Source organism: Xanthomonas sp. CFBP 8445 (assembly GCF_025666235.1).
Lineage (GTDB): Bacteria > Pseudomonadota > Gammaproteobacteria > Xanthomonadales > Xanthomonadaceae > Xanthomonas_A > Xanthomonas_A indica.
Genome location: NZ_CP102594.1, coordinates 1,630,420 through 1,650,749, shown reverse-complemented (window position 1 = coordinate 1,650,749; position 20,330 = coordinate 1,630,420). Strand labels below are relative to the sequence as shown.

General features: G+C 69.7%; 14 protein-coding genes. 5 read left to right on the top strand and 9 right to left on the bottom strand.

What is annotated here, in order from left to right:
• The first annotated feature begins 85 nt into the window (after positions 1 to 85).
• Complete coding sequence (locus NUG21_RS06880) at positions 86 to 1,354, top strand: arsenic transporter (protein WP_263392657.1); 1,269 nt, start codon at positions 86 to 88, stop codon at positions 1,352 to 1,354.
• A 364-nt stretch (positions 1,355 to 1,718) separates the two neighbouring features.
• On the opposite strand, the gene NUG21_RS06875 is transcribed toward NUG21_RS06880, so the two are convergent.
• The gene (locus tag NUG21_RS06875; RefSeq protein ID WP_263392656.1) at positions 1,719 to 3,095 is read right to left on the bottom strand and encodes an amino acid permease; all 1,377 of its coding nucleotides are present in this window, start codon (positions 3,093 to 3,095) and stop codon (positions 1,719 to 1,721) included.
• A 517-nt stretch (positions 3,096 to 3,612) separates the two neighbouring features.
• Between NUG21_RS06875 and NUG21_RS06870 the strand changes: the two genes are divergently transcribed.
• On the top strand, positions 3,613 to 4,095 hold the full coding sequence (locus NUG21_RS06870) for a hypothetical protein (protein ID WP_160946392.1): 483 nt from the start codon (positions 3,613 to 3,615) through the stop codon (positions 4,093 to 4,095).
• Positions 4,096 to 4,437: 342 nt separating this feature from the next.
• Here NUG21_RS06870 and NUG21_RS06865 read toward each other — a convergent pair whose 3' ends face one another.
• The 7 genes from NUG21_RS06865 to NUG21_RS06835 form a co-directional block, all read right to left on the bottom strand.
• Complete coding sequence (locus NUG21_RS06865; RefSeq protein ID WP_263392655.1) at positions 4,438 to 6,693, bottom strand: methyl-accepting chemotaxis protein; 2,256 nt, start codon at positions 6,691 to 6,693, stop codon at positions 4,438 to 4,440.
• Between the two features lie 796 nt (positions 6,694 to 7,489).
• Positions 7,490 to 9,748 carry a methyl-accepting chemotaxis protein gene (locus tag NUG21_RS06860; RefSeq protein ID WP_263392654.1) on the bottom strand — a complete coding sequence of 753 codons (2,259 nt, stop codon included), beginning with the start codon at positions 9,746 to 9,748 and terminating at the stop codon, positions 7,490 to 7,492.
• 462 nt (positions 9,749 to 10,210) lie between these two features.
• Positions 10,211 to 11,275 (bottom strand): pectate lyase family protein, encoded by a 1,065-nt coding sequence (locus NUG21_RS06855; protein ID WP_263392653.1) that lies wholly within the window; start codon positions 11,273 to 11,275, stop codon positions 10,211 to 10,213.
• A 416-nt stretch (positions 11,276 to 11,691) separates the two neighbouring features.
• Positions 11,692 to 13,695, bottom strand: coding sequence for a M1 family metallopeptidase (locus NUG21_RS06850; RefSeq protein WP_263392652.1), 2,004 nt, complete (start codon positions 13,693 to 13,695; stop codon positions 11,692 to 11,694).
• A 192-nt stretch (positions 13,696 to 13,887) separates the two neighbouring features.
• Positions 13,888 to 14,835 (bottom strand): aspartate carbamoyltransferase catalytic subunit, encoded by a 948-nt coding sequence (locus tag NUG21_RS06845; RefSeq protein WP_263392651.1) that lies wholly within the window; start codon positions 14,833 to 14,835, stop codon positions 13,888 to 13,890.
• Positions 14,836 to 14,854: 19 nt separating this feature from the next.
• Positions 14,855 to 15,352 carry a Holliday junction resolvase RuvX gene (gene ruvX / locus NUG21_RS06840; protein ID WP_263393048.1) on the bottom strand — a complete coding sequence of 166 codons (498 nt, stop codon included), beginning with the start codon at positions 15,350 to 15,352 and terminating at the stop codon, positions 14,855 to 14,857.
• A 7-nt stretch (positions 15,353 to 15,359) separates the two neighbouring features.
• A complete protein-coding gene (locus NUG21_RS06835; protein ID WP_263392650.1) occupies positions 15,360 to 15,926 on the bottom strand; it encodes a YqgE/AlgH family protein in 567 nt (188 codons plus the stop codon).
• A 105-nt stretch (positions 15,927 to 16,031) separates the two neighbouring features.
• Here NUG21_RS06835 and NUG21_RS06830 point away from each other — a divergent pair, with 105 nt between their 5' ends.
• From NUG21_RS06830 to NUG21_RS06820, 3 genes are all read left to right on the top strand, one after another.
• Positions 16,032 to 17,825: a DUF4153 domain-containing protein gene (locus NUG21_RS06830; protein WP_263392649.1), complete on the top strand. Its 1,794-nt coding sequence runs from the start codon at positions 16,032 to 16,034 to the stop codon at positions 17,823 to 17,825.
• Between the two features lie 14 nt (positions 17,826 to 17,839).
• Positions 17,840 to 18,379: a DNA-3-methyladenine glycosylase I gene (locus NUG21_RS06825; protein ID WP_160946400.1), complete on the top strand. Its 540-nt coding sequence runs from the start codon at positions 17,840 to 17,842 to the stop codon at positions 18,377 to 18,379.
• Between the two features lie 83 nt (positions 18,380 to 18,462).
• Positions 18,463 to 19,377 carry a DUF72 domain-containing protein gene (locus NUG21_RS06820; RefSeq protein ID WP_263392648.1) on the top strand — a complete coding sequence of 305 codons (915 nt, stop codon included), beginning with the start codon at positions 18,463 to 18,465 and terminating at the stop codon, positions 19,375 to 19,377.
• A 124-nt stretch (positions 19,378 to 19,501) separates the two neighbouring features.
• Here the strand turns inward: NUG21_RS06820 and NUG21_RS06815 are convergent, their stop codons facing one another.
• Positions 19,502 to 20,218 (bottom strand): YitT family protein, encoded by a 717-nt coding sequence (locus NUG21_RS06815; RefSeq protein ID WP_263392647.1) that lies wholly within the window; start codon positions 20,216 to 20,218, stop codon positions 19,502 to 19,504.
• Between the last annotated feature and the right edge of the window lie 112 nt (positions 20,219 to 20,330).

Here is a 20,330-nt window from a genome sequence, read left to right as displayed (position 1 = left end):
TGCCCTCCCCCGCTGCCCGCCCCTGCCCTGCCCCTGCGGCCTCTTCGCGCGTGCGTCTGCCCGCACGCGCCACGGCAGCGGCGGCATGAGCATGCCCGGCGCGCACACGGCCAATCTCGCCACCTGGAGCATCTGCGCGCTGGCCACCGCCGGGGTGATCACGCGGCCGTTCAAGCTGCCCGAGGCGTGCTGGGCGGTGGGTGGCGCGCTGCTGCTGATGGCGTTGGGACTGATGCCTGGCGGCGAGGCCTGGCAGGCGGTGCTCAAGGGCCTGGACGTCTACCTGTTCCTGATCGGCATGATGCTGTTGTCGGAAACCGCACGTGCCGAAGGCCTGTTCGACTGGGTGGCGATGCATGCGGTGAATCTGGCCAAGGGCTCGCCCCAGCGCCTGTTCGCGCTGGTGTTCGGCGTCGGCATCGTGGTCACCGCGTTCCTGTCCAATGACGCCACCGCGGTGGTGCTCACCCCGGCGGTGTACGCGGCCGCGCGCAAGGCCGGGGCCAAGCCGCTGCCGCTGCTGTTCGCCTGTGCGCTGATCGCCAACGCCGCCAGCTTCGTGCTGCCGATCTCCAACCCCGCCAACCTGGTGCTGTACGGCGGCAAGATGCCGACCCTGGGCGCGTGGATGGCCGCGTTCGCCCTGCCGTCGCTGCTGGCGATCGCGGTGACCTTCGTGATGCTGCGCTGGGCCGAGCGCAAGGACCTGACCGGCCGCTGCGCCGCGCGCGTGGACACGGTGCCGTTGACCCGCGGCGGCACCTTCGCCCTGGTCGGCATCCTCGCCACCGCAGTGCTGCTGGTCGGCGTCTCCGCGCTGGGTCTGGACCTGGGCCTGCCGACCTGCCTGGCCGGCCTGGCCACCCTCGGCGCGGTCTGCCTGGGCGGCCGGCAGTCGCCGCTGCCGATGGCCAAGGCGGTGTCGTGGGCGGTGCTGCCGCTGGTGGCTGGCCTGTTCGTACTGGTGGAGGCGCTGTCGCGTACCGGCGTGATCGGCCTGCTCGCACGCACCCTGGCCGACGCCGCCGCGCACTCGCCGCAGGCCACCGCCGGCGTCGCCGGCACCCTGCTGGCGTTCGGCTCGAACCTGATGAACAACCTACCGGCCGGCCTGATCGCCAGCACCACCGTCGCCCAGGCGCAGCCGCCGCAATTGGTGGTGGACGCGCTGCTGATCGGCGTGGACTTGGGCCCGAACCTGTCGATCACCGGCTCGCTGGCGACCATCCTGTGGCTGACCGCGATCCGCCGCGAAGGCGAGGACGTGGGCTTCTGGCGCTTCCTCAAGGTCGGCGCGCTGGTGATGCCGCCGGCGCTGCTGTGTGCGTTGGGCGCGCGCCTGCTGCTGGGCTGAGCGGCGCGCGTGCACTTGGTGAATTGCCCATGGCCAGGCGCCCGGGACGGGCGCCAAGGCCTGGCGTGCAGCGACCGTCCATCGCAACGCGTCGCGGCTGAAGCCGCTCCTACGACGGCAGCGACAGCGCGCAGAATTCCACTGTAGGAGCGGCTTCAGCCGCGACAGGCCTTACCGCGGACACCTGCTGCGGTTGCTCCATGAAAGGCAACAGGCGCCGCTGCTACGGCAGCACACATGACGCGGGCGAAGCCCCCTGTGGAAACGACGTCAGTCGCGACGCGCGCGACGCCATCGGCCATCGCCCCCGTCGGGACTGAAGTCCCTCCCACAACGGTGCGACACACCGATGCAACGCGCCGCCCTACCCCGCGCGCAACCGCCGCGCCACGCCGCTGACCAGGGCGATGACCGCGGTCAGCGCCGCCATCGACAGGAACTGCGTGCGGGTGTCCGGCGAGGCCACCAGCAGGCCGAAGATCAGCGCCAGGATCGCCAGCGCCAGCACGGTGAGCACCGGATAGCCGCGCATGCGGAACGGCAGGCGGGTGCCGGCGCGGTCGGCGCGCGCGCGCAGGATCAGCTGCGACAGCAGCGAGATCGTCCACACCAGCAGGCAGGTGGCGCCGACGATGTTCAGCAGCACCGGCAACACCCGGTTGGGATACAGCAACTCCAGCACCGCGGCGACGAAACCGAACAACACGCTGGCCAGCACCGCCAGCCACGGCACCTGCTGCCGGCTGGACGCGGCCAGCGCGCGCGGCGCTTCGCCGCGCTGGGCCAGCGAGAAGATCATCCGCGAGGCGCCGTACAGATTGGCGTTGAGCGCCGACAGCAACGCGATCACCGCGATCAGGGTGATGGCGGTGGCGGCGCCGGGGATCCTGGCCACCTGCAGCACCGCAGCGAACGGCGAGCTCAGCGCCTGGCTCTGCCACGGCACCACCGCGATGATCACGCTCAGCGAGCCGATGTAGAACACCAGGATGCGCCAGGCGACCGTGCGGATGGCGCGGGCGATGCTGCGCTCCGGGTCGGCGGTCTCGGCCGCGGCCACCGCCACGATCTCGGTGCCGCCGAAGGCGAACACCACCACCAGCAGCGCGGCACCGATGCCGGCCAGCCCCTTCGGCGCGAAGCCGCCGTTGCCGGTGACGTTGGACAGGCCCGGCGAGGCCACGCCTGGCAGCCAGCCGGCCAGCAAGGCGATGCCGACCAGGATGAAGCCGACGATCGCCGCCACCTTGAGGATGGCGAACCAGAATTCGAACTCGCCGAAGTTGCGCACGCCCAGCAGGTTGATCGCGGTGAACGCGGCCATGAACGCGATCGCGGCCAGCGGCACCGGCAAGCCCGGCCACACCGTGGCCAGCAGGCCGGCCGCGCCCACCGCCTCGGCGGCGATCACGATCACCAATTGCAGCCACCACAGCCAGCCCACCGTGGCGCCGGCGGTCGGCCCCATCGCGTCGGCGGCGTACACCGAGAACGCGCCGCTGGCCGGCTTGGCCGCGGCCATCTCGCCCAGCGCGTTCATCACGATGATCACCAGCGCGCCGGCGACCAGGTAGGAAATCAGCACCGCCGGCCCCGCCGCGCGCACGCCGACGCCGGAGCCCAGGAACAGGCCGGCGCCGATCGCGCTGCCCAATCCCATCATGATCAGTTGCCGCGGTTTCAGCGCGTGGCGCAAGGCGGGTGCGGCGGCGGGCGGGACAGGCGCGGACGAATGCGGCATCGGCTCGGTCGGGTGCGGAAAACGCGACACGATACAGGCTGAGGGCGACGACGTGCGGCTGCGCACGCGTTTGGCCGCTTGCGGCCGCGGATCGGCCCGCAGCAGCGGGATGGCTGCTGCAACGCAGCGCGGATCCGCGCACGCGGCCGCCGCTGGACACCACCCGCCGGGCGCCGGCGATGACCGCCCTGGCTTGCTGCCTGCCCCGACCACGCAGCGCCACCGCCGCGACCGCACGAAGTGCGGAAATACCAAACAACCACTCCCACCGTGGATTTCCCGCATCTCGTTGATTTTGCGTGTTGACAGCGATACTAACGTCAGAAATACTGAACTCGACGCCAGCCAGATCTCCTTTCTCCGTACCTGCCGATGAGCGCGCGAACACGGAGCGAAGGGACGGCAGGCGACGACGGACCGGGAGACGGCCCGTTGCGGGCGCTCCGGCCGGCAAGGACCACGGCTGCCGCTCGTCCCATGGCGTACAGGTCCGTACATCCAGACAAGGAGAGACACCATGATCAAACCGCTGCTCACCCTGACGATGCTGGCGGCCACGCTGGCCGTTCCAGGCCTGAGGGCCGCCGAGCGGGCGCCGCTCAACGCCGCCGATGCCATCCAGGGCATGGGCGAACGCCTGCCCATCGGCAAGAAGAACGTCAGCCTGTCGCCGTTGTTCAAGGTCTACACGTTCGAGAAGGCCGGCCTGCGCTTCGTGCAGATCAACTCGTTGCAGGACGAGGTCATCACCGTGCTCAGCGCCACCCCGGGCACCGAGGCACGGCTGCCGATCGGCAGCGCCGCCGAGGAGCAGATGATCGCGGTCAACGACGCGAAGAACCAGCCGCTGGGCATGGTCACCGCCGCGGCGAGCTGCCCGTGCAACGCCACCGTGGTCTACCGCGACGCCACCACCACCATCGTGGTGGTCTACGGCTCCAACGGCGAGTACATCACTTCGTACGTCATCAAGACGCCGCAGACCAAGCCGCCGCAGTAAGCGCCGAGCGCGTGCCGCGGCCGCACCCTGCGGCCGCGGCACGATTGGCGGCTGGCGCTGATGGTTCCGGTCGCTCGATGAGGAGCGGTCGCCACCGCGCCTCGGTGAGTGCATGGCCTTCGCAGGTTGCATCGTCCCGCCTGCCCTGCCCAAGGAAGAATCCCTGGGGCAATGTGGTGCTTCGCACCGCACGTCTCCGCACCCGGCCCACCGCTCCGCCGCCTGCCTGCCTCGCATCCGGCGCTCCATCGCGCACGCTAGGAGGCGCCTGGCAAACGCAAGCGGCCGCCTTCCGAGAAAGGCGGCCGCACGCGAGCCGTCCGGCGCACGGACCGCGCTGGCTCAGAACTCCTGCCAATCCTGGTCCAGCGCCACCGCCGCCGCGAACGCCGGCGCGCGCCGCGCCGGCGCGGCCGCAGCCAGCGGGCGCGGGCTGCGCGTGGCGGTCGGCGCAACATGCCTGGCGCGCGACGGCGACGGTGCTGGCGACGGCGTTGCGGCATGCGCGCCCTCCAGCTTGAACAACGCCACCGCCTGGGTCAGCTCCACCGATTGCTGCTCCATCGAGCGCGCTGCCGCCGTGGCTTCTTCCACCAGCGCCGCATTCTGCTGGGTGCTTTCGTCCATCTGCGTGACGGTCTGGTTGACCTGCTCGATGCCGGCCGACTGCTCCTGCGAGGCGGCGGAAATCTCGCCCATGATGTCGGTGACGCGCTGCACCGAGGCCACGATCTCCTGCATGGTGCTGCCGGCCTTGTCGACCAGCGCCGAGCCTTCGGCGACGCGGGTCACCGAATCGTCGATCAGCGTCTTGATCTCCTTGGCGGCGTTGGCCGAACGCTGCGCCAGCGTGCGCACTTCGCTGGCGACCACCGCGAAGCCGCGACCCTGCTCGCCGGCACGCGCCGCTTCGACAGCCGCGTTGAGCGCCAGGATATTGGTCTGGAACGCGATGCCGTCGATCACGCCGATGATGTCGGCGATCTTCTTGGAGGAGGCTTCGATGCCGCTCATGGTCTCGACCACCTGACCGACCACCGCGCCGCCCTGCGAAGCGACCGATGCCGCGCCACTGGCGAGTTGGTTGGCCTGGCGCGCGTGTTCGGCGTTCTGCTTCACGGTGGAGGTCAGTTCTTCCATCGACGCGGCGGTTTCTTCCAGGCTGGCGGCCTGCTGCTCGGTGCGACGCGACAGGTCGTCGTTGCCGGTGGCGATCTCGCTGGCCGCGGCATTGATGCTGACCGCGGCGGTCTGGATGCGGCCGACGATGCCGGTCAACTGGTCGGCGGTGGCATTGGCGTCGTCGCGCATCCGCGCGAACACGCCGTGGAACTCGCCGTGCATGCGCGCAGTCAGGTCGCCGGCGGCGATGGCCTGCAGCAACGCCGAGAGCTTGCCCAGGTTGCGGTCGCTCACCTCCATCATCGCATTGAGGTCCTGCACCATCAGCCGGAAGTCGTGCTGGAAGTGCACCGCATCGCCGCGGGCGCTGAAGTCGCCGGCCGCGGCCGCCGCGGCCAGGCGCTTGATCTCGGTGTTGATCGCCAGCAGGCTGGCCTTGGCCGCGTCCATCGATTCGTGCAACACCGCACGACTGCCCGGCAGGCGGCGCGCATCGCGGCGCAGGTCGCCGTTGGCGTATTCGTTGAGCACGCCGATGGCATCGACGATGGCGTCCAGGTGCTCGAACATCATGGTGTTGATGCCCTTGCTCAGCTCGCCGTACACGCCCGGGAAATCCTGCGGCATGCGGTGACTGATGTCCTTGTCGGCATGCAGTTCGATCATCAAGGCGGTTTCGCTGGAGAAACGCTGCAACTGGGTCTGCATGCCGCCCATCGCCTGCAACAGGCGACCGGGTTCGTCGCGCGCCTCGGTGGCCACGTCGTTGTCCAGCCGGCCGTCGGCGATGGCCTCGGCGGCACGGGTGGCGCGGTTGAGCGGCACGGTCAGGCTGCGGGTAATCAGCCAGGCCAGCACGCTGCTGACCAGCACCACCGCCAGGCCGCCGGCGATGAGCATGGCGCGCCCACGCGCCATCGCCGCCGTCGCGGCCGCATAGGCCTCGTTGCTGCGGGCAGCCTGCAGATCGGCATAGCGGGCGATGGCGTCCTGCCACTTCTGCGTCAGCGGCGCGGACTCGCCCATCAGCAGGGCCAGTGCCTCATCCGGCTTGTAATGCATGCCCAGATCGATGACGCGGTTGTTGACGTCCACGGTCTGCGCGCGGGCGCGATCGACCTCCGCCAGCACGGCCTGGCTCTGCGCACCGCTGGGAATGGCACCCGCCCGCTTGCGCGCTTCCTGATAGCGCGCGCGCTGCTCGGTGACGACCTTGGCGAAGCGGATGTTGTCCTCCTGAGAGGTCGGCAGCACGATGTTGCGGACATTGATGGCCACGGCCGAACTGGCGTTGAGCATCTCGTTGGAGGCGCGGATCGCGGCGATGTTGCGGTTGACGATGCCATCCAGCCGCTCGCGCGCCTGGAACAGGGTGAACAGCCCGGCGACGACCAGCGCCGAGGACAGCAGGATGAGGAGGCCGAACGCGGTGGCGAGCCGGGCGCCGACGTTGTAGCGCTGAAGGAATGCAATCATGAAATGACCTGTTTGGGGGAATGAGGGGCAGTGGGCGCCCCGGACCACGCACGCCGGCCAATGGCCGTTGCGCGCGCCGGCATCGAAACAGGATGAACAAATCGTGAAAAAGCGTTTTGAATCAGACGCTTGATGCCGCATCCCGCTCAATGTGCGGGCGAAGTAACGGCTCCCGGCGAAGGGACTTGAGGGGCGATTGCGGACAATTTATTGAACGCCCTCAGGCACATCACAAGGGTGTGGAAAGCCCATTGACGCCTCGCCCGAATCGGCGTTTTTGCGTGAAGAACGCGTGCACGTTGTGTTGCAATCGCCGGCATGGGGCTTGCTTACGGCGCAATCGACCACGAGGAAAAATTCTCCGATTACTCCGCTGCACAGGGATCTCGCAGCGCGTTGCGCCGGGCGACGAATGCGATCGCAGTCACATGGTGGTGTCAGCGCAATCGTCGAGGCGGAGCGGCAGCCGCCTCGAGGCATTTCAATGGGGGCGTCACCCTCAACGCGACGCGCTGGCCACACAGCGGCGATCGTGGACGTGAAGCAGCATGACGGCGCGTCCACATTGGGACGCGCGCGCGAGACGAAGCAGCGCCAAGAGCGGCGCATTGCGCACGCTCGGCGGCATGGGCTACGCCTGGATCGGGCCACGACGCTGACAGGCACGACTTCGTGAACGCAGCAGCAGGCGTCCGGAGCGACTGGATGCATCACCGGCAGCAGCAGGCTGCCGTGCCGGCCTTCGACAGCGCGGGCGGCGCGCGTTGCGCGCCCCGCCCGCCGCACGCCCCTGTGCTCAGAACTCCTGCCAATCCGTGTCCAGCGCCACCGCCGCAGCCGGCTGCGCCGCGCGCCGCACCGGCGCGGGCGTGGCCGCCACCGGGCGAGCGCTGGGCTTGCCGGCAGCCGGCGCGGTGGCGAGGTGCCGCGGCGCCTGCGCCACCGGCGTGGCCGTCGAGGTGTCCAGCTTGAACAGCGCCACCGCCTGGCTCAGTTCCACCGCCTGCTGCTCCATCGAGCGCGCCGCCGCACTGGCCTCTTCCACCAACGCCGCGTTCTGCTGCGTGCTCTCGTCCATCTGCGTCACGGTCTGGTTGACCTGCTCGATGCCGGCCGACTGTTCCTGCGAGGCCGCGGAGATCTCGCCCATGATGTCGGTGACGCGCTGCACCGAGCTCACGATCTCGTCCATGGTCTTGCCGGCCTGGTCGACCAGGGCCGAGCCTTCGGCGACGCGACTGACCGAGTCGTCGATCAGGCTCTTGATCTCCTTGGCGGCGCTGGCCGAGCGCTGCGCCAGCGTACGCACCTCGCTGGCGACCACCGCGAAACCACGGCCCTGGTCGCCGGCACGCGCGGCCTCCACCGCGGCGTTGAGCGCGAGGATGTTGGTCTGGAAGGCGATGCCGTCGATGACGCCGATGATGTCGGCGATCTTCTTGGAGGCCGCCTCGATGCCATCCATGGTGCTCACCACCTGGCCGACCACCGTGCCGCCCTGCGAGGCCACAGCGGCGGCGCCGGCGGCGAGCTGGTTGGCCTGGCGCGCATGCTCGGCGTTCTGGCGGACGGTGGAGGTCAACTCCTCCATCGAGGCGGCGGTTTCTTCCAGGCTGGCCGCCTGCTGCTCGGTGCGCCGCGACAGGTCGTCGTTGCCGGCGGCGATCTCGGTGGCCGCGGCGTTGATCGACACCGCCGAATGCTTGATGCGGCCGACGATGCCGGCCAGTTGTTCGGCGGTGGCGTTGGCGTCGTCGCGCATCTGCGCGAACACGCCGCGGAAATCGCCGTGCATGCGCGCGGTCAGGTCGCCCGCGGCGATCGACTGCAGCAGCGTCGACAGCGCCTGCAGGTTGCCGTCGGCAGTGGCCATCAGCTGGTTCAGGCTGTCCACCATCACCCGGAAGTCGTACTGGAAACGCTCGGCATCGCCGCGTGCGCTGAAGTCGCCGTCGGCAGCGCAGGTCGCCAGTTGCTTGATCTGCCCGTTCATCGCCGACAGGTTGGCCTTGACCTCGTCCATGGTCTGGCTCAGCACGGCTTCCTCGCCGGGCAGGCGGTCCATGTCCTGCGACAGGTCGCCGATCGCATAGCGGCCCATGATCTGCGCCAGGCGCGTCTTCACCGCCAGGTGCGAGGCCACCAACGCATTGGTCTCGGCCGCCATGCGCCCGTAGTCACCGGGGAAGGCCTGCGCTTCGATGCGATGACTGACCTCGCCGGCATCATGGCGCTTGGCCATCTCCAACTGCGCGCCGATCAGGTTGCTGACCTGCTGCTGCATGCCCTGCATCGCGACCAGCAGGCGCCCGGTCTCGTCGCGCGCGTCGGTGTGCACGTCGTTGTCCAGCTTGCCATTGGCGATGGCCTCGGCGACGCGGGTGGCACGGGTCAGCGGCACGGTGAGACTACGGGTGATCAGCCAGGCCAACAGGCCGCTGACGATCACCACGATGGCGCCGCCGGAGAGCAATAGGGCACGGCCGCGGTCCATGGCCGCTTCGGCGCTCGCATACGCCTGGGCGCCCTGCTCGCGCTGCCGGTTCGCATAGACGTTGAGCGCATCCTGCCATTGCTGGGTAGCCGGCGCGGCCTGGGCCATCAACACCTTCAGCGCGTCGGCGTCCCTGTCCTGTATGCCCAGGTCCAGCACCTCCTGGTTGGCGACCCGCGTCCGCGCATAGGCATCGTCGATCGCCTTGCGCATCTGCACGCCGACCGGGCTGGTATTGGGGATCGCGTAGAGCTTGTCGTGGATCTCGCCGTAGTAACGTCGCTGCTCGTCGACGACCTTGGCGAAACCCTCGTTCTCCTCGTGCGTGGTCGGCAGCACGATGTTGCGCAGGTTGATCGCGATCAGCGAGCTGGCGTTGCGCATCTCGGCGGTGTAATCGAGGATCTGCATGCGCCGATTGACGATGGTGTCCATCATGTCGCGTGACTGTTTCAACGTCAGCAGGCCGGCGACGACCAGGGCGCAGGACAGCAGGATGAGGACACCGAAGGCGCAGGCAAGCCGCGTCCCGACGTTGTAGCGTTGCAGGAAACCGATCATGGGGAGTACCAAGTGAGAAAGGGGTGGAGCCCCCGCGTCACGACCTGGGATCGCGCAAGACACTGCCAGGCGGAAGGCCTGATGCGATGCGACGGAGAAGAAGACAAGGCCACTTCCAGCACGGCCGCATCGGGAATGTCACGTGCGGGGACTCGCTTTAGGTAGCGGCCGCCGCGCGCAATTCTTGATGCGCAACTGTGCATACTTCTTGAACTCCCTCAGCATCGTGACCCCGATGTGCATGCCCGTGCACGCGGGCACTGAAAACCGCCGGATCGCGTCAATTCTGCGTGAAACAACGGTAAGACTGGCACCCCTAGGGTGCGAAACCAGCTCCGCCGCGCACCAACGGGGGGCGTTCTGCCAAATTCCTGAAATGCCGCAAACGGCACACATCGTGTGACAATTTTATGACACGCGCAAGGACGGCCTCCGCGCCGCGGCGCGCGGAGGCCGTGCGTTTCACTCGGCCAGATTGGTGCCGGCACCGGCGGTGGCGATGACCTTGGCCTTGACCTGCGCGGCGGGGATGGCCGTGTATAGATAGCCCAGCGGTTCCGGAAAGGTCTTGGACGAGATCCAGGTCGTCGCGTTGGCGTAGGGCTTGCTGGTGCTCTGCGGCACCGTCCAGGTGATGCCGCCGCCCACGTAGTTGTTGATCAGGTCCCAGTAGCCGATCTCGCTGCTGTCGCGCGAGGTGACCGGGTTCTTGATGTTCTCGAAGTAGTTGGCTTCGATCAGCGCCACCCCGCCCATGCGCACGTTGATGCCGGAGGTGAAGACGTTGTTGAAGTAATTGTTGTAGATGTGGCTCAACCCGCGCCGTTGCAGCGGCAGGCGCGATTCCACGTTCTCGAAGCGGTTGTGGTGGTAGGTGGTGCGCGCGGCGGCGTTCTGGGTGTCGCTGTCGCTGTAGCCGTTGAGCGCGACCTTCTGGTAGTCGTGGATGTAGTTGTACGACACGGTGACGTGGTTGACGCCCTTCTTCATGTCGATGCCGCCGTCGAAGGAGGCGTCGCCGGCGCCGGGGCACTTGGTCAGCGAGGCGAAGATGGTGTTGTGGTCCACCCAGATATTGGACGGCTGGCCGCTGGAATTGCCTTCCAGGGAAATCGAATCGGCATCCTCGCCGCCCGGCAGCAGGCCGATGGTCATGTTGCGGATGATGACGTTGTGCGCGTTGCCGACCACGCGCAGGCCGAAGTTGGCCGAGGACCCGTTGGCGCCCTTGATGGTGATGTCGCGCTTGTTCTTGATCTGCACGGTCTTGGCCGGCAGTTTCCATTGCGTGCACACGTCGGTGATGCTGGCGTAGTTGAAGCTGCCGGTGTAGTTGAGCACCAGGCCGCCCGAGCCGGCGTAGTTGTCGATGGCTGCCTGCATCGCCTCCATCGTGGCGACGTTGACCGGGATGGCATTGCCGCCGCCGGTGGTATTGGCCCCGTAACCGATCGGGCCGGCGAAGGCCGGAGTGGCGCCTACGGCCAACGCGAGCGCCAGTGCGCCTGTTCGGAATTGCTGCTGCATGCGGTGTCTCCCAGTTGTCGCGATGAGTGCAGGACGCATGGCATCGCGCATGCGCCGGCACAGGGGCGTGGGGGCCGACGCATTCTTGGAATGCGCGCGGCGGCCCACGCAATCGCCGCGGCACCGAACTGGAATCCCACCCTCCGTTCGCTGCACGGGACAGGACAAGCGGACACGCACGGTCCGCGGGAGACAGCCAGCGACAGGCCGGGACAGGCCGTCTACACGCGCGCCGCGTGGCGTGCAGGCAGCCGGCAATGCCGGCGAACGCACGCACATCGCACGCATCGCCAGCGACGCCGGTGCACTGCATCGGGACAAGCGCGCACTGGCGGCGCGCAACGGCAGATGTTGCGGCCGCAGCACGTTTGCGCGGCCATCCGACACCGACGACGGCGCGAATGGCCGCGGCGCGATCAGCTCACCGTATCGAGGCGGTTGTCGCTGCGGTCGGCATCGGGCAGCACGTGATCCGGATCCAGGGTCACGTGCAGCACCTTCTTCGTGCTCGGCACGCGGATCTGCGGCTGGGTCTGCTGCATCCAGGTCTCCACCGGCACGCGCTGGTCCAGGTGGCTGCCGTCGGCGAAGTCGATGCGCAAGGTCGCCGGCATCACCAGCTTCTGGCGGCTGCGCAGGGTCACCAACAGGCCCTTGGCCGGGTCGTGGTCGACATAGCCGGCCGTGCGCACGCCCATGTCCAGCTGCCAGTTGTTGACGTACCAGCCGCGCCACCACCAGCTCAGGTCCTCGCCGGCCTCGCTCTCCATCAGCCGGAAGAAATCCGACGGCGTCGGATGCTTGTAGGCCCAGGTGGCGATGTACTTGCGGAACGCCGGATCGAAGCGCGCCGGGCCGAGGATCTGTTCGCGCAGCAGCACCAGGCCCAGCGCGCCCTTGAAGTAGGTCAGCGGATGCCGGTAGGTCTCGCTGGTGGCATCGGCGCGATCGAGCAGGGTCGGCGCCTGCGCGTCGGCCAGCAGCGGCAGGATCTCGTCCACCGGGTTGCCGCCGCCGGGTGCGTATTCGCCGTCGCGCTTGGGCGCGAATTCGCCGTGGTTGATCGCGTCGGAGGCGTAGACGTCGATGAAGGTGTTGAAGCCCTCGTCCATGAAGGCATGGCGGCGCTCGTTGGAGCCGACGATCATCGGAAACCAGCCGTGGCCCAACTCGTGCGCGGTGATCCAGAACAGTTGCTTGCCGCCGTCCTCCATGTCGTCGAAGACGATGCCCGGATACTCCATGCCGGCGCCGTGGCCGCCCAGGTTCACCGCCGCCGGCCACGGGTACGGATACCACTGCGAGAAGTGTTCGATCGACGCTTTCACGAACTCGGTGGAGCGGCCCCACTTGTCGGTGCCGACCGCGCTGCGCGGATACACCGACATCGCCAGCGCATGCTTGCCCTCGGGCAAGTTGATCCGCGCCGCATCCCAGACGAAGGCCGGCGAAGCGGCGAAAGCCACGTCGCGGGTGTGGTCCATGTGGAAGCGCCAGGTCTGGGTGCCGCTGGCGCTGGGCCGGCTGTCCGGCTTGCCCACTTCATCGGCGCCGCGGATGGTCACCGTCTTGTCGCTGGCAGCCGCCTGCGCCAGGCGCTGGCGCTGGGTGGCGGTGAGCACCTGCGCCGGATTCACCAGTTCGCCGGAACCGGCGACCAGGTAGTTCCACGGCACCGTCACCGCATAGTCGAAATCGCCGTACTCCAGGTAGAACTCCGCCCCCAGGTAGGGCTGGGTGTCCCAGCCGCGCAGGTCGTCGTACACCGCCATGCGCGGATACCACTGCGCGACCTCGTAGATGTCGCCGTCGGCGGTGGGCGTGACCGCGGTGCGCCCGCCCCAGGTGCCGGGGACGGTATAGGCGTAGTCGATGTGCAGCTTGAGCGCCTTGCCGCTGGCCAGCGGCTGCGGCAGGTCCACGCGCATGCGCGTGTCGTCGATCAGGAAGGTCGCCGGCACGCGCTTGCCGCCCTGCTCCAGTTCCACCTTGGCGATGCGGTAGCCCTCCGTGCTCTGCGGCGCGGGCCGGTCGGCACGCGCGGCGCGCAAGGTGCGGGCGCGCGCATCGGCGCGGTACAGGTTCTGGTCCAACTGCAGCCACAGCACGTCCAGGGTGTCCGGGCTGCGGTTGCTGTAGGTGATGGTCTCCTGGCCGCGCAGCGTGTGCGTGGCCGGCTCCAGGGTGGCGTGCAGGTCGTAGTCGGCGCGGTTCTGCCAGTACTGCGGGCCGGGCACGCCGCCGCCGCTGCGGTAGGCGTTGGCCGGCTGCGGCAGTTGCAGCGGTGCGAACAGCGCCTGCGGATCGTAGGCGCCCGGGCGGTCCGCGGCGTTGGTGGCGGTGGCGGTGCCGGCCTGGGCGGCGGCGGCAAGCGGGAGGCAGGCCGCGGCGAACGCAGCGCGGCGCAGAACAGGGATCATGGTGGCGTCCGTGGGGAGGATCGCCGCCGATGGTAGGCCGAATCGGGAGGGCGCGGATGTGCCGATCGCCATCTGCGGCAGCGGATATCTGGCAAAACGGGGGAGGAGCGGCTTCAGCCGCGACGGGCTTTACCGGGAATGCCTGTCGCGGCTGAAGCCGCTCCTACGACAGCAGGGAGACACTTGCCAGGCTCAGCCCAGCAAGGTCTCCAGCACCGCCATGCGCACCGCCACGCCGTTGGCGACCTGGCGCAGGATGCACGACTGCGCGCCGTCGGCGACCTCGTCGGTGATCTCCACGCCGCGGTTGATCGGCCCCGGGTGCAGCACCACCGCGTCCTTGGACGCGCGGCGCAGGCGCTCGGCGGTGAGGCCGTACTGGACGTGGTAATCCTCCAGCGAGGTCACCAGGCCTTCCTCCATGCGCTCGCGCTGCAGGCGCAGCATCATCACCGCGTCCACGCCGTCGAGCATGGCGTCGAAGTCGTCGCCGACCACGCAGCCGTCCAGGGTGCCGTCGTCCGGCAGCAGCGCGCGCGGGCCGCACACCCGCACTTCGCCGGCGCCGAGGGTACGCAGCGCGTGCAGGTCCGAGCGCGCCACCCGCGAGTGCTTGACGTCGCCGACGATGACCAGCTTGAGCTTGGAGAAATCGCCGCCCTTGGCGTGGCGCAGGGTCAGCATGTCGAGCAGGCCCTGGGTGGGATGCGCGCTGCGGCCGTCGCCGGCGTTGATCAGCGCGGTGCCCTCGCCCGCGGCTTCGGCCAGGCGCTCCACCGCGCCGTCCTCCGGATGGCGCACGATGAAGCCGCGCACGCCCATCGCTTCCAGGTTCTTCAGCGTGTCGCGCGCGGTCTCGCCCTTGCGCGTGGACGAGGTGGAGGCATCGAAGTTCAGCACGTCGGCGCCGAGCCGCTGCGCGGCCAGGTGGAACGAGCTGCGGGTGCGCGTGGACGGTTCGAAGAACAGCGTGCACACCGCGGTGCCGGCCAGCACGCTGCGCTTGCCGACCCGGCCCACCGCCGCGTCGCGGATCTGCCCGGCGCGGTCCAGCAATTGCAGCAGGGTCGCGCGCGGCAATCCTTCCAGAGTCAGCAGGTGGCGCAGGCGCCCGTTCGAATCGAGTTGCGGATCAGTCATGGCGGGTCCGGGCTGGGGATCAGGAAAGGGGAATGGCGTCGTCGGGCGCGGCCAGCCAGCGCTCGACGATCACCGCGGCGGCCACCGCGTCCAGCGTGGCGGCATCGCGGCGGCGTTTGCGGCCGGCGGCACGGTCCACCGCGAAGCGTTGCGCGGCCTCGACCGAGCTGGAGCGTTCGTCGACCAGCACCACCGGCAGGCGGTAGCGCGCGCCGAGCTCGCGGGCGAAGGCATGCGCGCGCTTGCGGTTGGGCTGGTCGGCACCGTCGAGGGTGAGCGGATCGCCGACCACCAGGCCGTGCGGCCGCCATTCGGCGTGCAGGCGGTCCAGCGCCGGCCAGTCCGGCCCCTGCGCGTGCACGTCGATCACCGCCAGCGCGCGCGCGCCGGTGCCGAACGGGCTGCCCACGGCCACGCCGATGCGGCGGTGGCCGACATCGAAGCCGAGCACGGTGCCGTCGCGGCGGATCGTCGCAGGCGCGGCGCTGGCGGGCGCGGGCGCGCCAGCCTCAGGCAGGCCGGACTCAGGCATGCCCGCTGTAGTCGGTCAGGCGAAACAGGTCCACGCCGATGCGTCCGGCGGCGGTCTGCCAGCGTCGCTCCAGCGGCAGCTCGAACAGCAACTCGGCATCGGCGGGGGCGGTCAGCCAACTGTTCTCGCCCAGTTCGTATTCCAGTTGGCCGGCGCCCCAGCCGGCGCAGCCCAGCGCGACCACCGCGTTGCGCGGCCCCTCGCCACGCGCCATCGCCTCGAGCACGTCGCGCGAGGTGGTCAGGAACAGGCCGTCGCCGAACGCCAGGCTGGAATCCCAACCGTGCGCGCCGTCGTGGATGACGAAGCCGCGCTCCGGATGCACTGGCCCGCCGCTGAGCACCACCTGCTCGCGCAGCGCGGCATCGATGGTCTCGATGCCCATCTGCTCCAGCACTTCGCCCAGCGTGTATTCGGAGGCGCGGTTGACCACCACGCCCATCGCGCCGTTCTCGTCGTGCTGGCAGATCAGCGCCACGCTGCGGGCGAAGTTGGGATCGGACAGCGCCGGCAGCGCGATCAGCAGTTGGTTGGCCAGAGGCGTGGGCAAAGCGCACATGGCCCCATTCTATCGTCCCTCCCGGGTGCGCGCTGCCCGTGCTGCGGCGGGCTGCCATAATCCGCCCGATCGCGGCCCCGACCGGCCGCCCAGGAGCACGCACGCATGGACACGCCCCCCGACCTGCCACGCCAGACCCGCGCCTTCATCGTGCTGGTGGCCCTGCTGCAGGGCGCACTGCTGTACCTGGCGCAGCGCGGCGCCGAGAGCGGTCTGTGGCCGTTCGGCTCGCTGGGCGGACGGGTGTGCTGGTACACCCTGGTGCTGACCGTGCCGACCATGACCCTGCTGTCGGTGCGGCACCTGGGCGCGCTGCGCCTGTGGCAGCACACCATCGCGGTGGCGGTGCTGGTGGCCGCCCTGTCCGCCTGGGCCGTCTGGAACGCCACCGGCGCCCCCGGCCTGCGCGCCAGCGAGGTGCTGGGCCCGTTCGGCGCGACCGTGGCGCTGGCGATGTTCGTGCTGCTGCCGTGGCTGCAATGCCGGCTGCAGCACGGGCGCTGGCAGGCGCCGTACCGCGACCTGTTCGAGCATGCCTGGCAGAACGCGCTGACCCTGGCGCTGGCGCTGCTGTTCGTCGGCATCTGCTGGCTGGTGCTGTGGCTGTGGGGCGCGCTGTTCGCGCTGGTCAAGCTGACCCTGTTCCGCGACCTGTTCCGGCAGACCGCCTTCGTCTACCTGGCCACCGGCACCATGTTCGGCCTGGGCCTGCTGATCGGCCGCACCCAGCAGCGCGCGGTGCAGGTGATGCGGCAGATCCTGTTCGCGATCTGCACCGGGCTGCTGCCGCTGCTGGCGTTCGTGGCGGTGCTGTTCGCCCTGAGCCTGCCGTTCACCGGCCTGCAGCCGCTGTGGGAGACCCGCGCGGCGGCCAGCATCCTGATCGCGGTGGTGGTCACGCTGGTGGTCTTCGTCAACGCGGTGTACCAGGACGGCACCGCCGAGGCACCCTACCCGGCCTGGCTGCAACGGGTGATCGACGCCGGGCTGCTGAGCCTGCCGCTGTACGCCGGGCTGGCACTGTACGCGCTGTGGCTGCGCATCGATCAGTACGGCTGGAGCGCCGAACGCTTTGCCGGCGTGCTGGTCGCGGTGGTCGCCTGCGGCTACGCATGCGGCTATGCCTGGGCGGTGCTGCGGCCGGGCGCGCGCTGGCTGCAGCCGCTGGCGCCGGTGAACCGAGCGCTGTCGTGGGTGGTGATCGGCCTGGCGCTGGCGGCCAGCTCGCCGTTGCTGGACCCCTACCGAATCGTCGTCGGCGACCAGGTGCAGCGCCTGGCCGACGGCCGCACCAGCGCGGCGCAACTGGACCTGGCCTACCTGCGCTTCGACAGCGGCCGCCGCGGCTACCGTGCGGTACAGGCCCTGCGCGAGGTGCCCGCCTTCGCCGACGACCCGGTGCAGCGCGAACGCCTGCAACGCATGCTGCAGCGGCAGCAGCGCTGGGGTGGCGACACCAACGATGCGCCACGCAGCACCGATCCGCTGCAGGTACGCCAGCGCATCGCGCTGGCCGCCGCCAGCGCCGATCCCGACGCCGCCTGGTGGCAGGCGTTGCTGGCCGGGCGCATCGAGGACGCCAACTGCCGGCGCGAGGGCGCGCAGTGCGTGGTCCTGCGCCGCGACCTGGACGGCGATGGCCATGATGACGTGCTGCTGTGCAATGCCAGCGTCGGCTACGGCGTCGAATGCCGCATCCACACCGACGTGGGCAGCGGCTGGCGCGACGTGGCGCGCACGCACTTCTTCCCCCGTCGCGGCGACAACGCCGAGGCGCTGTACCAGGCGCTGCGCGACGGCAAGCTGCAGTTGCTGCCGCGGCGCTGGCCCGACCTGCAGCTGCCGGGAACCCGGCGGACCGAGGTGTACGCCGCCGACCCCAACGACCAGACCGACTGACGGACACCCGCCGCATGAGCAGCTATTGCGATATCGCCCCCGGGCACCCGGTGCATGGCCACTATCACGACCACGAGTACGGCGTGCCGCAACGCGCCGACGCCGACCTGTTCGAGCGGCTGGTGCTGGAGATCAACCAGGCCGGGCTGAGCTGGGAGCTGATGCTGAAGAAACGTGCAGGGTTCCGCGCCGCCTACGCCGGGTTCGACGTGGACACGGTGGCGGCCTTCGGCGAGGCCGACGTGCTGCGCCTGCTCGGCGACGCCGGCATCATCCGCAACCGGCTCAAGGTGCAGGCGGCGATCCACAACGCGCAGGTGATCCAGCGCCTGCGCGCCAGCCACGGCAGCTTCGCCGCTTGGCTGGACGCGCAGCACCCGCGCAGCAAGGCCGAGTGGATCAAGCTGTTCAAGCGCACCTTCCGCTTCACCGGCGGCGAGATCACCGGCGAGTTCCTGATGAGCCTGGGCTACCTGCCCGGCGCGCACCGCGAGGACTGCCCGGCGTTCGTGCGCATCGCGCAGCTGGATCCGCCATGGATGCGCGCTGGCTGAAGCCCGCTGCGCGAGGCCCGGCACGACACCGCCTTGCCGCCGCCTGCACGGGCGCTGCACGAGGCCGCCGGCATGGTCGGCGCATGGCTTTGCGCATCGGCATTTCCGGCTGGCGCTACCCCCGCTGGCGCGGCGTCTTCTACCCGTCCGAGCTGACCCAGCGGCGGGAGCTGGAGTACGCCGCGCATTGCTTCCGCACGGTGGAACTCAACGGCTCGTTCTATTCGCTGCAGACCCCGAAGAGCTACGCCGCCTGGCATGACGCCACGCCACGCGGCTTCGTGTTCGCGGTCAAGGGGCCGCGCTTCGTCACCCATCTGAAGCGGCTGCGCGACTGCGAGCAGCCGCTGGCCAACTTCTTCGCCTCCGGGCTGCTCGCGCTGGGACCGAAGCTGGGGCCGCTGCTGTGGCAGTTGCCGCCGTCGCTGGCCTTCGACCACGACCTGCTGGACGCCTTTCTCTCGCTGCTGCCGCGCACCAGCGAGGCCGCCCTGGCGCTGGCGCGCAAGCACGACAGCGCGCGCATGCGCGATCGCAGCCTGCTGCAGATCGACCGCAACCGGCGCCTGCGCTATGCGCTGGAGGTGCGCCACCCCAGCTTCGCCACGCCGGAGGCGGTGGCCTTGCTGCGCCAGCACCGGGTGGCCCTGGTACAGGCCGACACCGCCGGCAAGTGGCCGTACCTGGAAGACGTGACCGCCGACTTTTTGTACCTGCGCCTGCACGGCGATGCGCAGCTGTACGCCAGTGGCTACGACGACAAGGCGCTCGACGCCTGGGCCAGGCGCATCGACGCCTGGCACCGGGGCAGCGAGCCTGCCGACGCGCAGCGGGTCGGCCCGCGCGCGCCGGCGCGGGCGCGGCGCAACGTGTACTGCTATTTCGACAACGACATGAAGGTGCATGCGCCGTTCGACGCGCGGCGCCTGGCGCAACGGCTGGGCGTGCCGACGCCGTGCCCGGCGCGCGGCGATGACGACAGCGACGGCGACGACTGAGGGACGTTTCGCGTCACGGGAGTTTGCGGCAGTGCTGTCGGATACGCCGACGCCCTTATCCCGCACGAATGGCTTCGGCCGTGACAGGCGTTCCCGAGCGCACACAGGCGACCGGCAGCGGATCTCACACGCCCATGTAGCGCCCGGCGCGGTGGTTGAACATCAGCACCAGGCTCAGCACCACCGCGCCGATCGCCGAGTACAGCACCTGTTGCGGCGCCAGCAACCAGAACGCCACCGCCATCAGCGCCGCGTCGAAGCCCATCTGCACCTTGCCCGCGCTCCAGCCGCGGCTGCGCTGCAGGTAGACCGCGAGGATGCCGACGCCGCCCAGGCTGGCGCGGTGGCGGATGAAGAACAGGATGCCGAGCCCGACCAGCGCGCCGCCGACCAGCGCCGAGAACAGCGGCGTCATCGTCGCCCACTGCGCCCAGCGCGGCAGCAGGTCGGTCAGCAGGCCGCAGGCGGCGACCGCGACGAAGGTCTTCAGGGTGAATTCCCAGCCCATGCGCCGCACCGCCAGCCAGTAGAACGGCAGGTTGACCAGCACGAACATCAACCCGAAGTTCCAGCCCAGCGCGTAGTGCAGCAGGAACGCCACGCCGGCCATCCCGCCGATCATCAAGCCGCCATGGGCGAACACCGCCAGCCCCAGCGAGGCCACCAGGGTCGCCAGCAGCATGCCCTGCACGTCCTCGGCCACGCTGTGGCGTAGCGTGCGCGCATCCTGCACGGTACCGGCCGAATCCGGCGGCGGGGTCAGCGGTCCGGCGGTGACGACGGTGCCGTCGTCGGGCAACGGGTCCAGGTCCGGACGCAGATCGGAATCGGGAAGGCTCACGGGAGGGGGCACGGCGTGGGGGGCGGTATTAGACACCAGGCAGGGAGTGGTTGCACATGAAACTTTGAAGTCTCCAGCGGATCGTCCCCGCGACGCGTCGGCAGCCGCATGC